Genomic DNA, 14651 nt, shown 5'->3' with positions numbered 1-14651 from the left:
TAAAGGGTAATAACCTAACTTATTCCCAACTATGCTTCTTGAGAACTTGTTTTTTTAACTTATTAAAATGTCTGACGTTCTCACCAAATACCTCTTCGCCTTCTACTTCATCAAAAGTGACAACCTGGTTATCATCCTTTTTTGATTCTTTGGTTATTGAATGATCATATTTTCCTTGATACATTCCGACAATTTGATACGTATCTTTCAGTGGAGTTGCTCTTAAAAACAAAGTATATTTACCCTTTCTATCTAATAGGTTATAGCCTTCTGTAGTGACAAAAGCATTTTTCTTATTATCTAGCGCAGCAGGTTCTAACACTATTATTTCATCTTTCTCTTTTAGATCGCCTTTAATAACACTCTTTACATTAACCTTTGTTTTTGAGTATGGTAAAAAATCACCAATATCCTTTGGTAGAACTGTTTCTCGTTCACCTGAATACTTTACTTGCACAATTATTGGTGAATGACTCTCCAAGTCCTTATAATCATCAAACATTTTGTAATCTGCTTGGATTGAATAAACTTTTGGTCCGTCAGATTTAGCAAAGATTATGTCTGTTTTAGTTGTTATTCCAATCGTCAGTGCAGCTATAAGCAGTGTAGAAATAATTCCAGCTGTCTTTTTTTTCATGCTCCTGTTCCTCCCTTTTATTAATATTTCCATTGAATATTTTGAATATCAACTGTTTGAAGATCAGGGTAACTAATTTGCCCGGAAACCATCACTGATTTCACCCCATCATATTGATGGTCCATAGCAAATACGTGACCGATCTCATGAATAACAGTCTTATTTTTCTGTTCTGGTGTAAATTTATATTGATTCATAACCCAGTCATTTATCCAAACTTTGGTTTTATCCCAAGTCTCATAATTTGAAGCATCTACATAAGCAGTAGTTTTAGGATCAATTTTCCATGGTGACATATACCCAAACGCATCTCGAGCATACTCACTCCCATTGTCTTCATCTACAACAATTTGCATCCAAGAATCACTACCTGTACTCTTCACGAAGCCAATATCCGCATTAGATATGGAATCAAATTCCTTAATAGCATCATTTACGTAGGTTATGTAGCCTAAATCTGTTACGTCTTTAGAAGTATAGTATTTTAAGTTAGCATACTTACTATAACCCAACCCTCCTCCAGGCCAAAAAGCATTTGCATTTGTTTTCGCGTCAACTCCGTACACTGTTGTGGTCAGTAAGCAAAACGAAATCAACGATAATAATGAAATAGTTGTTTTTCTCATTAATTGTTTTTCCTCCCTGTAATTCTATAATTTACCAATTTACAATACCATGATCAAATTTTGATAACAATCGTTTTCTATTTACATAATTCGACATGTTGCTTTGGTTGTGCCCTTGTATATCCTAGGAAATTACAATCTGAATGCTTGTTATTTATACCACTCTTTTCAAGAACCAGGGCGATATGCCCTGGTTCTAAATAGCATGATCGCAATACGATCAAATCGATCAATTTTAGCAGGACATCAGTAGGCGTTGGCAAATTAAGCAACTTCTTCAGTTCATAGGTTTCAATATAGGAATCACCGTCATTTGTAACCATTATCGTCTTATCAATACTACCTGGACGATAATATCTGATTTCAGGTTTTGTTTCACCGCTGCCCGAAGAACTTCGATCAAATGGGATTTGTGCTTCCACCAGCTTCTCCTCTAAGTTATGGAAGTAGCCGTGGCAAGCATGCTCATGTTCAAAGAATGTTACCCCATCCTCTTCTGTTGCGTTATCAAAATTCCAGATATTAATTTCTTCTACGATCCAATCTTTCACTTCACCGTTAATAAAACGAGTCGGAATAGAAATGCTTGCATAATGGTAAGGTGACATTTTTCTCAACCTTTCATTGAGTAATTTTCTTACTTAAAAGCAAGAATCAATATGATATCCTTCAAAAAAAGAAACGGAACCGTTCCTTATTAAGCGGCCACATCGATGACAATATACCCGCTTATCTCTTCGTGAATATGATCGTTCTGCCTCTACTTGCTCATCTTGTAGGGCACTCCACAATTCAGCCTTTTCAGCTTGACTCATTTCGTTCCAAACGTCTGGAAGTTTAGTCATCATGTCCCTCCTTAATAGGAAAATAGCTGCTGCTCAGCCTTATTTAGCCGTATGCAACTATTAGGTCCTAATTGAAGAGGAAGTTTGGAAATCAGAATTCCAAAAAAATTCACAACAACGGCTTCTTCAATCGTAACTGGATTTCCCCAATCCGAATCACTATGACGAATTTCATAATAGTAAAGGTCTGGATCTCGACTCTCCTTCTTAATGCGAGCTTCACAAACATTTACTTCCTGGCCTCTGAACGCAACAGCTCTCCATTCTGTCATGTTCACACCTACTTATTTCAGCTTGATTGACCCAACAACTGTTAAGCTTTTCAGTTGTTGAAGTCTCTGAATTTTACTTAGTGCGATTGCTACCTCACGTTTACTCATTACAATCTCTCCTTAAAAGTAATGTTGGTTGTTTTTGGGCATAAAAAAACCGCACCCACAGCAGAAACCAAACCAATCTCTCGGGAACGAGAAAATGACTACAAAATGTAGTTTGGTCGCTCTTGTAGAAGCGGATTTTATAAATTAATTGATATCAGACGCTTGTCCGATACAAGAAATTGAATTAAATATGTTGATAGTAGTGAAATTATATCATCTTTACCGATTTATTGAAATATCTATGTATGAAAATTTCATAATAAAAGGAACAGAGAACTTGGTCCCTGTTCCTTTGTATATTTATTTGGAAGATAATTTGGCTATCTTGTACTTCTTAATTGTCATAGATGGCAAGGGTTTTGTATGCTTGGACAGGTGCTCATCAATCTGCTGGTCAAGCTCAACAAACTCTTTCTGCAGTGCGTCTGCCTCTTTAAGGAGTTTATCAACTGATGGCCAACCAGTGGTTTTTACCGCCATATTAGCTCCCCCTTCCTTCTAAGCTCAGTTTATCATATAACAGAATTAGCGAGCAACAATTGGCGTAAAATGTGACCGCTCGTAAATCTTCCTGGGTAAATCCATTTTCCCTCTCACATTGTAAACACAAAACACCAAGCACGTCATCTCCAATTGAGATTGGTAAGCCCAGTATCGATTTAAACCCATGTTTAGGTCTAAGGATGCCTTGAAAGCGAGAGTCGTTCTCTACATCAATAGAAAGCTCGATCGTTGGCTCATTTGACTCCCAGACACTACCTGCAAAGCCTTCACCTTTCGTAAACTTTCTCGTGGCAGCTGACTCGGCACTGATGCGACTGTAGCTACGCATAGCAAGGTGTTCCCCATCAACTTGATACAATGCGATGGATTTATCATTATAATCTCTCTGGAGAATCGTTGTGCATTCATTTAGAACGGAGTGCAACATCGAATCTACAAATCGGTCTCTTTCACCATTCTTGAGCAAGAATGAAGCAGAGCCAAGTAACCGGTTTGCATTATCATGATGTCGAATAAAAACGTGCAAGCTTTCTTGGATCTCAAACAATTTTTCATGAGTGGCTTTACCATTCCGAATAACTCTTTGTAAGTATAATTGTGTCTTCATATACTCACGTCGCAAGTGCTGATATTTACGTTGCAACGCATATGTACCTGGCTCAAAATCCGGATCGTAGAATGGGTTCGAGAAGTCAGTTACCCCCGCTTTTATATCATCCTCACTTGCTCTCCACTTATTACCAAGATAAACGGTGAAAAGAATAACAAGCGTACCGAATCCCACCCATTGATAGAACGTAAACCAACTCCATTCCTGGTCTCCAGAATAGCCCATTAGAAAATTAATCCCTGCGGCAGCGGGAGATCCGATCGCATACATAACAAATAAACCGAACGCAGCTGCCAGCAGATAACACAAAAATAATCTCAGCTTTGAGATGCCCTTTTGGTCAGTGTCTTTCGTTTCAGCATCTTCTACTTCATTCTTTTCCCTCATAAAATACTCCCCCTCTATGGAAAAGAAGGTGACAACCGTCACCTTCTTTTGCTTCGAATTGTTATTGAAAGAAGACTAGTAAATCCTTCATCCAATAGAATAGCTACGTTGATGAAAGACACTATACAATTTATGGGTTCACGACTGATCATCCACGTCTAAAAGAAGTGGTATTAACATCGTGCCACATCCACAAATTGCCTCCTGATCTTTGGCCCGGTTATGAATGAGGAGGCACGCTGAACAATACAGCTCAACAAGCTCCTCATCCTCATTGTAAAAGTAGACCTCCTCACAATGCTGATTAAAGATTCTCGCATCATCATCCATCTCTCCATGAAAACCCAATGCAAGATTCTTTTTCATCTCCCGCCAAAGAAAGAGAAGGTCATTACTTATTTCAATCGCGCTAATTCTTCCCCCAAAGCAGTAAACTGCTACAAAGAAGGGCACATTAACACGCTCAACTGATATCGTTTCTCCATTTTTTCGAGCCATTGATTTTTCTCCTTGTTGTAAGTGATTGTTCGTCTCTGTCCTGATTAAGCGACAGTAATTTCCCTTTCTGGATATCCACTCAGCAGCAGATTCATGGCATTTTCCGAAAGGTAATAGGGGCGCCGAATGTCACGGATTAACTCCGTCAAATCCGCTTCCTTCAAGTAACGCAATTGCTGCATAAGCTGGTCTGGAGATGTTTTGGAAAGCTCAAGGTATGAAACCTTCACATACCTCCCCAAATGCTTCTTGTAGGCAAGATACGCACTTTCTGATTGAAGCAGCAGATCCTTCATCAACACCATTTCATGGTCTACTCTGACCATAACCGGAGCTGTCTCGCATGAATACAAATCATTCAAATGGATCATCGTAATACTCACCCTCCATGTAAAAAGACCAGTTACCCATTCTCATGGGCCACACAGTACACCATGGCAATTCTCCGATACGGCACGATGAATCACATTGACCAAGATATACAGCAACAATTTGGAGACCGGATTCACCTCATTACCTGGAGAGACGTCTTTCCGGATCGCCCTCTCGGAGAAACTATTCTTCATGCATGGTTGGGAGAGCGGGAATACATTCCATTTCAAATCAAATCTGACTTACATTGCAGCTTTATCAGAAAGAACCATATCGCCATTGTTTTCCCTGATCTTCCCATCAGAAAGTATGCAAAGATTCATGCATGGTTTAGGGGAGCGGGACATACTTTTCCTACTAGCTTGTGATTTCTAAGCTCAACATTATTAAGACTTTCATGTTGAAAAGCTCTCTCATTTGGTAGTGCAGCCACTTTGGTAGACAATTCACTTACTGAAGTGGCCACTTGCAAATGCCCTTCAATTGCTGCCGGTATTTGTCTCTCAATAGAAAGATCGTCTCCATTTACATAAAAGACGACGTTACCGTCCTCTGTAGTGTTTATGGCAGACTAAAAATGTAGGTTATGGCAGTTAATTTATGCAGACCCGTAGGGGCTGCATAAATTAAAAAAACCACTTGCCAACGTCCCCTTCTCAAAATACACTCCCAGTTGGGCAAACTGACGACGGGAGGTATAAAGTTAGGAGATGTTAGCAGTGGCAGAAATTAATTATATCAGGCATGAGGCAAACAAAAAAGGACGAGCTTATAGCAAGATTGCAAAACAAATGAATCGGGATTCGAGGACGGTTCAGAAGTATGCAGAAATGGATGATTTCAATCTTCAAGAAAAGCCCAAGCAAATTCGAAAAGCAAGGGTCATGGAACCAGTAAAACCGATTCTTGATCAGTGGATCAAAGAGGACTTGAAAAAGAAAAAGAAGTTCCGAAGAACAGCACAACGCTTGTATACACAATTAGTGGAAGAACACCAATTTACAGGATCATCTCGCTCTGTCAGACAATATGTTTCTCAACGAAAACACCAGTTAGTAGAGACAAGTGATGCTGCGGCATTGCCATTGGAGACGAAACCTGGATCAGCACAGGTTGATTTCGGAGAAGCACCATTTAAATATCTGGGGGAAAGTGTTACCTTGCCATTTCTCGTTCTCTCATTTCCTCATAGCAATACGTTTTACTTCCAAGTTTTTCAGTCTCAGAACCGAGAATGTTTTCTGGAGGGGCTAAAACGTATCTTTCACTACATAGGTGGCGTACCTAAGGTGATTCGTTTTGATAACTTATCACCAGCGGTGAAAAGAATCATGCCGAACGGTCAGCGGGAGTTGACAGAGGAATTCCAAAACTTCGTTTTTCACTATGATTTTGAATACGAGTTTTGTAATCCCGGTAGTGGTAATGAAAAAGGTCATGTGGAGGCGATGGTAAAGTACATTCGCAACAACTTTCTTCTGCCAGAGCTACAGATACACAGTCTTGATCAGCTAAACGAAACCCTGTGGAAAAAAGCCGAGAAAGATCGGGAGCGACCTCATTATGTAAAAGAAACGATGCTTTCCGAATTATATTTGGCAGACAAGGAACACCTTCTTCAATTACCTGCCAAAGAATTTGATTGTATCCGATATGAACGAGTAAAAGCTGATAAATACGGATATATCCGAGTCGAAAATAAACTCTACTCAACGTCTCCTCGTTTTGCCAAATGTACGGTTTTGGCAAAGATCTTATTTGATCGAGTGGATATTTTAACGGAAGAATATGAGCTGATTGTGCAGCATGCTAGGCTGTATGGCAAAGAGCCAAAATCAGTGATTTGGCAGCCATATTTGACATTGATGGCAAAACGGCCAACTGCCATTAAATACACAAGTTTTTATGAACAATTGCCCATCGAATGGCAAACCTATCTCTCGAATTGTACAGTCCCAGAGAAGCAAGAAGCTCTCCAGCTGCTATCCGTCATTCTAAAGGACGATGATATGAAAATACCTACGCAAGCTTTGCAGCTTGCCTCCGAGAATGGCCACCCATCCGTTGATTCTATTAAGCAGATCTATTATCAACTCATCAATGGTCGTGGACAAAGGGATACCATTCAACCGAAAGGTTTTGTTCCTGCCGTTCCAACTGCCACTAGAGGATTAGCCCATTATAATGAATTTTTTAAAGGAACGGGAGGTCATCACTAGTGGAAGCATTGATAAAGGAATATGCAAAGCGTCTCAAGTTGAGTTGGGTTCGGCAACATTACCTGGAGATAGAAGCGAAAACAAATGAAGAGTACTTACTCAGAATCTTAGAAAGAGAGCTACAACAACGAGAAGAACGAAAAATCAATCTGCTTTTCAAGCAGTCTTCCCTGCCAAGAATAACAGGAAAGCCATTTGAATGGGGCCATATTCAGATGGGACAAGGTCTCACGCAGGACCATATTCTTCATGGTGGATTCATAGAGGAGAAAGAAAATTTGATCTTTTATGGCGGTGTGGGAACGGGAAAAACGTACTTATCAACTCTCATTGGCTTACATGCCATTCAGAAGCAGGGAAAAAAGATTAAGTTCTTCACTGTCGCTGGATTAGTCAATCGGCTGTTAGACGCTCACGAGACCGGCTCGTTGAGCCGATTCTTCAACCAGATTGAGAAGTTAGATCTGTTAATACTCGACGAGCTGGGGTATATTCCCTTACACAAACAGGGAGCAGAATTGCTTTTCCAGATTATCTCCATGTGCTACGAAAGAAAGAGCATTATTATCACGACCAATCTACAGTTTGGCCAATGGAATCATATATTTGGAGATCCTATTTTGACAGAGGCAGTAATCGATCGCTTGATTCATCACTCTCATTTGATCGTCTTTAATGGAGAAAGCCATCGGTATAAAGAATCGCTACTACACGGCAAATAATTTAGGGGTTGGCAAGTGGTGCATTTTTAATTGCCATTTGCTACATTTCTTACTTGCCAAAAACACTCTGTAGTAGTAATGAAAACAGACTTCTCTCCAAGTTTGCTTTTCCTCGTACCTTTTGCCAATTGACTAACAGTACCTTTTAAAACCTCACTCGCCATTTTGAACATAATCCTTCTCTCCCTTTGGTTGTGGTAATTTTCAGTTGACGTAAATAAAAAATTTGCGCCCGCTTTCTCGATTACACCTCGCTTTTTGAGAACGCAAAAAAGCCCTCTGCAGCGACAAGAGCAATTTCACCAGAAAATATAGTGAAAGCTTTAGTCGCCACAAAGGGCTCAAGTTATCTGTTATCGATAAAACTATCCTATCTCAAAGAGATAGCAATCCGATCTAAGCGATCATTGAATCACGCGCGAGACGCATGTCCAGCGGGTCAAAAAGAAATTAGGATAGTTATATGGAACTAGTGTACTTCATAAAAAGCTACATGTAAATATTGGGTTCCCTTTAAACTCCCATTTTTGCCCTATCTACAAAAAAGTCATACACTTCATTTGGAAAGGACGTGATCATAATGATTCAGATAATGCTAGAAGAATCTGCTGCCTTTGGCCCTTGGGTTGTTACCAATAAGGGAGACATCGCGTGCCTCACGCTTGCTGATAAACACTACTCTCGCCAAACAGTTGGCGCCAGCCAATTTTGCCGTCCTGGAAAAAATCTTGTTCTCCGCACAGCTGCAGGAGACGCTGTAATCGTCTTCTGGTCCGGTATAAGAGACGATGGACTTGATGCATATGAAATTACATTGTTCCGTAATGAATCCCAGTTTTTGAGTAGTGACCTGATCAAATGGGGACTAGCTGCAGTCACCAAACTTTGGGGTCATCCCCCAACCGATCAAATTATTACATACGTCAATCCAGATCGGATTCAGAGTCATAATCCAGGGTACTGTATTAAAAAAGCTGGCTTTTATATAGCGGGAACAAGTAAGCGTGGGCTATTAAGGATGCGCATTGATAAACATATTCGCCTTCTAAACATTTACGAAATTGAAGGGATACAAAAATATTGGAATACGAAAGAAGCGGCACTTAAAGCATTTGAGGAGAGGAAATACATTAAGACGAACTCCTTATCAAGCAGTTGATGAGTACAGAGCGGAATCTTAAACGCATACAGTCAAAATTAACCGGTATGGGGTATAATTGCTGCACGTCTTTCATGCCGATCATCACTGATGAAGCACTTGAGTCTGCGGGAATCTCGACTTAATGTTCTGTTGTCCGATGAAAATAATGTTTTAGACTGGAAGGCTTGATATTACGGGCTTTGAAAAAGGGAAAATCGTCAGCTTGCTGTTTAATGATAATAAAGTATTAGACCGGATCCCCTTACAGCACAAGGAGTCCCGGTCTTTTAAATCATCAGGTATTTTAAAATTAGTTTTAGACTATACGTCAGAATGAAGCAGTCTATGGATCTAAACCTGAATAATAAAGTCTTAGACTGCCTCATTGAACTATCGAACCCGATTAGCTGAACAAAACTAATTTACCTAAGACTTAATAAATAAGGTCATCTCTAGTTTGAATATCATGTAATTCGCAAAAAACTCTATATTTATTTAGGACGGTATATACGTCGTCTTGTCCGATGATGTGATCGTTCTCATCAAAATACTGAAGAGAGCCGCCCAATATGAAAAGAGTTATTACTTCTTCGTCTTCTGTAATCAAGGTATGAATGTCGCCTGGCGGTTCAAATATAAAGGTACCCGGAACAGCTACCCATTCGCGGCCTTCATATCTCCATTTCCCCTGAATATTATAGCCAATTACCGATCCGCCAGTGTGTCTGTGTCTTCCCAAAACCTGATTGCTCTTAATTTTAAATAAGTAAATCCATGTTCCGGTGTTTAGATCAAAGCGTAAAGGCTTGAAATAGCAAGAATGATTATCAGTAAACGGGATCCAAGGCAATTCTTCAATGTTAACTAGACGTTCTGGCAACTGAAATTTTTCTGCGAGTTTTATTACTGATTCTTCAATAAGAGAATTCATGGGGAGCACCTTCAATTGTAGTTAGGTTATAATTATCATTCGATATCCTTCCTATTTTTCCTTTTATTTCATCCCCTGTCACCACGTTAAGCTACCCTTCATCACAACAAAGCTGCCAATCATCGCGGCAGCATTGTTGTGGAGTGTTTTTTTAGCGTTAACATTACATTGGATAGCCCACCAACATATGTCTAATGGATGTTAGTTTTGCCAAGGAGTTTGAAATCTAAGTCTTGTTTCGTCAATTACGCGTTTGAATTTAATCTTCAAACCTCCATACCATTCTGGAGCATTGTCAATTTCACTATTCTCTATAGACACCAATAGTCTAGTGAAGACGTAAAGCTGATCGAATCTATAGAAATTCGGAAATAACCTCACCATTTCATCATCCAGTGGCAAAATGGAACGGTAACCTCTCAAGAAGGATTGGGTTCTTTTGTCTTTATTCAGTTCTTTACTATGAAACAAGTCCTTGAGTGATGTAACAATATCCATAGCAAACCAATGATACATAGAGTCATCAAAGTCGATGACGTTAAACTCATGTTTATTTTCATCCCAGAATACGTTGTCAAGTTGGAAATCATAGTGAACTAGTCCGAAATTATCGTTAGATATGTTCAATGAATTGAGCCAAGACGTTATTCTGTGTAGTTCGTTTTTAGCTTCTTGTTCCAGCGGATATCTCTGTAATATCGTCTCTACTGATTCTAATATATTTTGCCAACTCTTACGTTTCACATCAACAGATGAATATGTCTTTGCGAACGAGTGAAGTGTGGCAAGTGATTTACCCCATTGCTCATACTGCTTGTCAGTCATTGTTTCAATGTCAAGACAAGATCCTCTTGCTTCGCTGAAAACTACACCAACATACAATCCATCATTTGTACTAACGGTTTCAACCAATGTTCCATTTTTAGAAGGAATAGGAACTGCACAAGGATAACCATTACGAACAAGGTGCTGCATGAAATCAAGTTCTGCACGAATTTGCTCAATCGAGCAATCTCGTTCAAAGGAAAATCGTAAGAAAAACCTTTGCTGATTTTTCTTAAAAGCATAAACGAAATTAGAACTAGCTCGCCAGAGCTTTAACGAGCCTTCGTCATGTTCCCAGAACTCAATAAACTTCTTTCCAATCAAATCAGATTTTAAACCGTTAAACATGTTTTTTAAATTCATCATATCGTTTCTTCCTCCCGCCACACGAGAGGACCATGTTCAGTAACGAAGCGAGTCCTCTCCTAGGTATGCAAATTTGAATTCACCTTTCTCCAATTTGCTCACTCCTTTCTTGAGGCTAAGATATAGACTGATGCCTCTTACTCACATTACCATAAAATCACATCTTTGGATGCCTGTAAAATTGCCCCGTTAGTTTAATGGCCCCAGTCTAAAACTTTATTATCCAGTCTAGTACTTTATTAATCAGTCTAAAACTTTATTATCTTTGTACAGTAAAGCGGAGCAAAAGATGCGGATACACCCGAAGAGTTATATAATTTATTCAATTCCAATAGCCGAGGTGTCTTATGCCAACCCTGATAATTCTTAAGTTTATTGCTGTGGTTATCGCTCTATGGTCAGGCTACCAAATTGTAAGTGGCTTTGCTTTTAGACCATCAAGGAGAACCCTACAAAAATTAGATAACATTTACGTGGTTAGGTATACTTCCCGTGATGTAATATCTAGTGGAAACACCATATATATTGCACCCACAGTCGAACGAAAGGGGAATTCTAGTACTCTTTATAAACCGGCAATTTGGTTCTTTTTAGATGAACCATCTGGTAAAGATATATGGAAAAACAACATCCAGAAATCCGAGATCAAGATAAAGATTCCAATTACAGCTTTGGAGGAAGACAAGATATTAATCCGGAAATCTGACAACGCACTCGCTTATCTTGCTCCTTATAAAGGGGAAGCCATCATTCAAGAGAGCGATTTCCCAATTGACACTTCTTTTAATTTACGTAGGTTTTACTACTCGAATATCCATGGCTTAGTGCTACTAGGTGCCCTATTCGGCTCAACTTTCTTGGTCAGTCTCTATCTTGCACTAACACTCGTCATCATGTATCTGATATTTATGGTCATTGATTTATCTTTTTGGATACTTGATATTGGTAAACGAAAGCAAAAAACCGGCGCATAGTGAACTGCACCCCAATTGTTAGACACATCTAACGATTGGGGGTGCAGTTTTTTCTATGGCTAAATTTTCTCCGGAAGATAAAATAACAGCGGTTCTCCGCTATTTAAACGGTAACGAAAGCTTTGCTTCCATTAGCTCGTCAATGGGTATTGCGAAATCTGAGGTGGTTAAATGGGTTCAACATTACCAGCACCACGGTACCGAAGCGTTTATGAAACTCTATACAGGTTACACGGTTCAGTTTAAACTAGACGTACTCAATTATATGAACGGTCAAGGGACGTCTATCAGGGAAACAGCTGCACGGTTTAACATCTCGCATTCGTTGCTGATTCAATGGAAAAAGCAGCTGGAATTGCAAGGATTGGATGCCCTTGAATCAAAGAAGAAGGGGCGTCCATCTATGCAAAAGAAAAACTCCAGTTCAATGAAAAATCAAGTACCAGCAGAAGGATCACTAGAGGCATTGAAGGCGGAAAATGAACGTTTGCGTATGGAGAATGCTTATTTAAAAAAGTTGAATGCCTTAGTTCAAAACAAGGAAAAATCACCAGGCAAGACAAAGCACAAGTAGTCTATGAACTAAGGCATGAATTTCCGGTGAAAGCACTTCTTCAACTCGCAGATATTCCTAGAAGTACGTATTATTTTTGCGTGAAAAACTTTGGTCGTCCAGATTTGGATGGGGAGTTAAAAGTGTTGATTCAAGCCATTTATGACGAACATGAAGGACGCTTTGGCTACCGTCGTATCCGTGATGAACTTCGAAATCGTGGGCATATAGTCAATCACAAAAAAGTCCAGCGAATCATGAAGGAATTGGGGCTAAAATGTCTTGTCCGCATGAAAAAATATCGCTCTTATAAAGGAAAAGTCGGTACGATTGCTCCAAATATTTTGGACCGTAACTTCAAAGCTGAAAAACCAAATGAGAAGTGGGTAACAGATATTACAGAGTTTAAATTATTTGGTGAAAAGCTCTATTTCTCACCGATATTGGATTTGTTTAACGGCGAAATTATCACCTATACAATCGGTTCAAGACCAACCTATTCCTTAGTTTCAACCATGTTAGAACAAGCTTTTGAACAATTGACAGATGACCATACTCTTATGATTCATTCTGATCAGGGCTGGCACTACCAAATGAAACAATATCATCATGCCCTTCATGAGCGAGGCATCACACAGAGTATGTCCCGAAAAGGGAACTGCTACGATAATGCAGTGATGGAAAATTTCTTTGGTATTATGAAATCAGAACTTCTATATCTAAAAGAATTTCACAGCGTGGAGCACTTTAAGACAGAACTAGCCAAATATATTGAATCCTATAATTCCAAACGAATTAAGGCAAAATTAAAAGGCCTGAGTCCGGTGCAATACCGAATTCAAGCCCTAGAGGCTGCCTAATAAATTAATCTGTCTAACTTTTCGGGGTCACTTCATTATTGGCGGTTCTCACTCTTTTTGGCAAGCAAAACTAATTCGTTGTCTCGATCGCCTGTTGAAATGCCTTCAGGAAGTTTTCCGGTGGGTGTGCACCAGATAGCGCCAGCTTGTTATCGATCACGAAGAACGGCACTCCCGTAATTTGTAATTCCCTTGCAAACGCAATGTCTTCGTCGATTTGAGCTTGCATGGCGTCCGTTTCGATAGCCTGGCGTACCTGCTCTTGATCTAAGCCGAGCTCTTTTGCAATCGCAAGAAGGACATCGATGTCGCCAATGTCTTTTCCCTCTTCAAAGTACGCTTTGTAAACCGCATCAACAGCCTCTGTTTGTTTGTCATCCGAAGCAAGCTTGATGAGTGTGTGGGAGGCGATTGTATTTGGCCACTGAGTTACTTTTTGAAAGTCAAAGGGAATGCCCGCCGCTTCTCCTGCGCGAGCCGCATGCTGCACCATTTGCTCTACAGCTGCTCTGCCGCCTTTATTGGCCGCCATCGTTTCCCAAAACGGCAAACCGTTTTTTGGTGTATGTGGATCAAGCTGATAAGCACGATAGTGAATTTCAATAGGCTCACCCTGCCACTGGCGCATCGCTTCAAACAGATGCTTTTTACCAATACGGCACCATGGGCAAATCGTGTCTTGAAAAATCTCGATGATCATGGACGAGAACTCTCCCCTTTCTTCCTACGTTGTCATTGTACAGGATGCCCCAAATAATTGTAAGGCCATTATTTTTTGTAAGTGTATGTATATTCCTTAAAAATAAAAAAAGCCCGAACCAATTCGGGCAAATCCACAGAGAATGCGAAAGTTGGTGCGGTCGAGAGGACTTGAACCTCCACGGTGTTGCCACCACTAGAACCTGAATCTAGCGCGTCTGCCAATTCCGCCACGACCGCATAAAACGAAAAAAATCCAATTTTCAAAACCAATCCATCTACATGGTGCGGTCAAGAGGACTTGAACCTCCACGGTGTTGCCACCACTAGAACCTGAATCTAGCGCGTCTGCCAATTCCGCCATGACCGCATGTATAGATAAAATGGTGCCGGCAATAGGACTTGAACCCACAACCCCCTGATTACAAGTCAGGTGCTCTACCAATTGAGCTATACCGGCATATTCTTTCAAAATCGCCTATTATCTGTCCAATATTGGAAG

Annotated in this window: 17 protein-coding genes and 3 tRNA genes; 5 read left to right on the top strand and 15 right to left on the bottom strand. The window is 40.0% G+C overall.

Annotated features, from left to right (window positions below):
• Positions 1-19: 19 nt before the first annotated feature.
• The 8 genes from ACLIN2_RS13945 to ACLIN2_RS13910 form a co-directional block, all read right to left on the bottom strand.
• The gene (locus ACLIN2_RS13945; protein WP_411504308.1) at positions 20-637 is read right to left on the bottom strand and encodes a hypothetical protein; all 618 of its coding nucleotides are present in this window, start codon (positions 635-637) and stop codon (positions 20-22) included.
• A 20-nt stretch (positions 638-657) separates the two neighbouring features.
• Positions 658-1263: a hypothetical protein gene (locus tag ACLIN2_RS13940; protein ID WP_411504307.1), complete on the bottom strand. Its 606-nt coding sequence runs from the start codon at positions 1261-1263 to the stop codon at positions 658-660.
• A 77-nt stretch (positions 1264-1340) separates the two neighbouring features.
• Entirely contained in the window at positions 1341-1871 is a 531-nt protein-coding gene (locus ACLIN2_RS13935) for a hypothetical protein (RefSeq protein WP_411504306.1), read from the bottom strand.
• A 248-nt stretch (positions 1872-2119) separates the two neighbouring features.
• A complete protein-coding gene (locus ACLIN2_RS13930) occupies positions 2120-2380 on the bottom strand; it encodes an LPD28 domain-containing protein (protein ID WP_411504305.1) in 261 nt (86 codons plus the stop codon).
• A gap of 408 nt (positions 2381-2788) precedes the next feature.
• Entirely contained in the window at positions 2789-2968 is a 180-nt protein-coding gene (locus ACLIN2_RS13925) for a hypothetical protein (RefSeq protein ID WP_411504304.1), read from the bottom strand.
• A gap of 1 nt (position 2969) precedes the next feature.
• Positions 2970-3989 (bottom strand): GAF domain-containing protein, encoded by a 1020-nt coding sequence (locus ACLIN2_RS13920; RefSeq protein WP_411504303.1) that lies wholly within the window; start codon positions 3987-3989, stop codon positions 2970-2972.
• Positions 3990-4127: 138 nt separating this feature from the next.
• Positions 4128-4487: a hypothetical protein gene (locus ACLIN2_RS13915; RefSeq protein WP_411504302.1), complete on the bottom strand. Its 360-nt coding sequence runs from the start codon at positions 4485-4487 to the stop codon at positions 4128-4130.
• Between the two features lie 44 nt (positions 4488-4531).
• A complete protein-coding gene (locus ACLIN2_RS13910) occupies positions 4532-4858 on the bottom strand; it encodes a hypothetical protein (protein WP_327992892.1) in 327 nt (108 codons plus the stop codon).
• A gap of 711 nt (positions 4859-5569) precedes the next feature.
• Here ACLIN2_RS13910 and istA point away from each other — a divergent pair.
• Positions 5570-7078 (top strand): IS21 family transposase, encoded by a 1509-nt coding sequence (gene istA, locus ACLIN2_RS13905; protein WP_411502516.1) that lies wholly within the window; start codon positions 5570-5572, stop codon positions 7076-7078.
• A complete protein-coding gene (gene istB, locus ACLIN2_RS13900; protein ID WP_411502515.1) occupies positions 7078-7800 on the top strand; it encodes an IS21-like element helper ATPase IstB in 723 nt (240 codons plus the stop codon). Before istA ends, istB begins: the two co-directional genes overlap by 1 nt.
• A gap of 26 nt (positions 7801-7826) precedes the next feature.
• Here the strand turns inward: istB and ACLIN2_RS13895 are convergent, their stop codons facing one another.
• Entirely contained in the window at positions 7827-7973 is a 147-nt protein-coding gene (locus ACLIN2_RS13895) for a hypothetical protein (RefSeq protein WP_411504301.1), read from the bottom strand.
• Between the two features lie 407 nt (positions 7974-8380).
• On the opposite strand from ACLIN2_RS13895, the gene ACLIN2_RS13890 reads away from it, so the two are divergent.
• Positions 8381-8959 (top strand): hypothetical protein, encoded by a 579-nt coding sequence (locus ACLIN2_RS13890; protein ID WP_411504300.1) that lies wholly within the window; start codon positions 8381-8383, stop codon positions 8957-8959.
• Between the two features lie 415 nt (positions 8960-9374).
• On the opposite strand, the gene ACLIN2_RS13885 is transcribed toward ACLIN2_RS13890, so the two are convergent.
• Both ACLIN2_RS13885 and ACLIN2_RS13880 read right to left on the bottom strand, forming a co-directional pair.
• On the bottom strand, positions 9375-9872 hold the full coding sequence (locus tag ACLIN2_RS13885) for a 2,4'-dihydroxyacetophenone dioxygenase family protein (protein WP_411504299.1): 498 nt from the start codon (positions 9870-9872) through the stop codon (positions 9375-9377).
• Positions 9873-10073: 201 nt separating this feature from the next.
• Positions 10074-11063 (bottom strand): phosphotransferase enzyme family protein, encoded by a 990-nt coding sequence (locus ACLIN2_RS13880; RefSeq protein WP_411504298.1) that lies wholly within the window; start codon positions 11061-11063, stop codon positions 10074-10076.
• 347 nt (positions 11064-11410) lie between these two features.
• Here ACLIN2_RS13880 and ACLIN2_RS13875 point away from each other — a divergent pair, with 347 nt between their 5' ends.
• Positions 11411-12037, top strand: a complete 627-nt coding sequence (locus ACLIN2_RS13875) for a hypothetical protein (RefSeq protein ID WP_411504297.1) — start codon at positions 11411-11413, stop codon at positions 12035-12037.
• Positions 12038-12092: 55 nt separating this feature from the next.
• Positions 12093-13450 (top strand): IS3 family transposase gene (locus tag ACLIN2_RS13870; protein WP_411504296.1). Its coding sequence is split into 2 segments (ribosomal slippage): positions 12093-12546 and positions 12546-13450, totalling 1359 coding nucleotides; the frame shifts between segments, so codons are not numbered across the junction.
• Between the two features lie 70 nt (positions 13451-13520).
• Here ACLIN2_RS13870 and ACLIN2_RS13865 read toward each other — a convergent pair.
• From ACLIN2_RS13865 to ACLIN2_RS13850, 4 genes are all read right to left on the bottom strand, one after another.
• The gene (locus tag ACLIN2_RS13865; RefSeq protein WP_411504295.1) at positions 13521-14150 is read right to left on the bottom strand and encodes a DsbA family oxidoreductase; all 630 of its coding nucleotides are present in this window, start codon (positions 14148-14150) and stop codon (positions 13521-13523) included.
• Between the two features lie 152 nt (positions 14151-14302).
• Positions 14303-14389: transfer RNA gene (locus tag ACLIN2_RS13860), tRNA-Leu, on the bottom strand.
• Between the two features lie 43 nt (positions 14390-14432).
• Positions 14433-14519, bottom strand: a tRNA-Leu gene (locus ACLIN2_RS13855).
• Positions 14520-14533: 14 nt separating this feature from the next.
• Positions 14534-14609: transfer RNA gene (locus ACLIN2_RS13850), tRNA-Thr, on the bottom strand.
• Positions 14610-14651 lie beyond the last annotated feature (42 nt).

Source organism: Brevibacillus centrosporus, assembly GCF_046622605.1.
Taxonomy (GTDB): Bacteria; Bacillota; Bacilli; order Brevibacillales; family Brevibacillaceae; genus Brevibacillus; species Brevibacillus centrosporus.
Note: the sequence above shows the minus strand (reverse complement) of the source record. Positions and strands in the feature narration are given on the sequence as shown.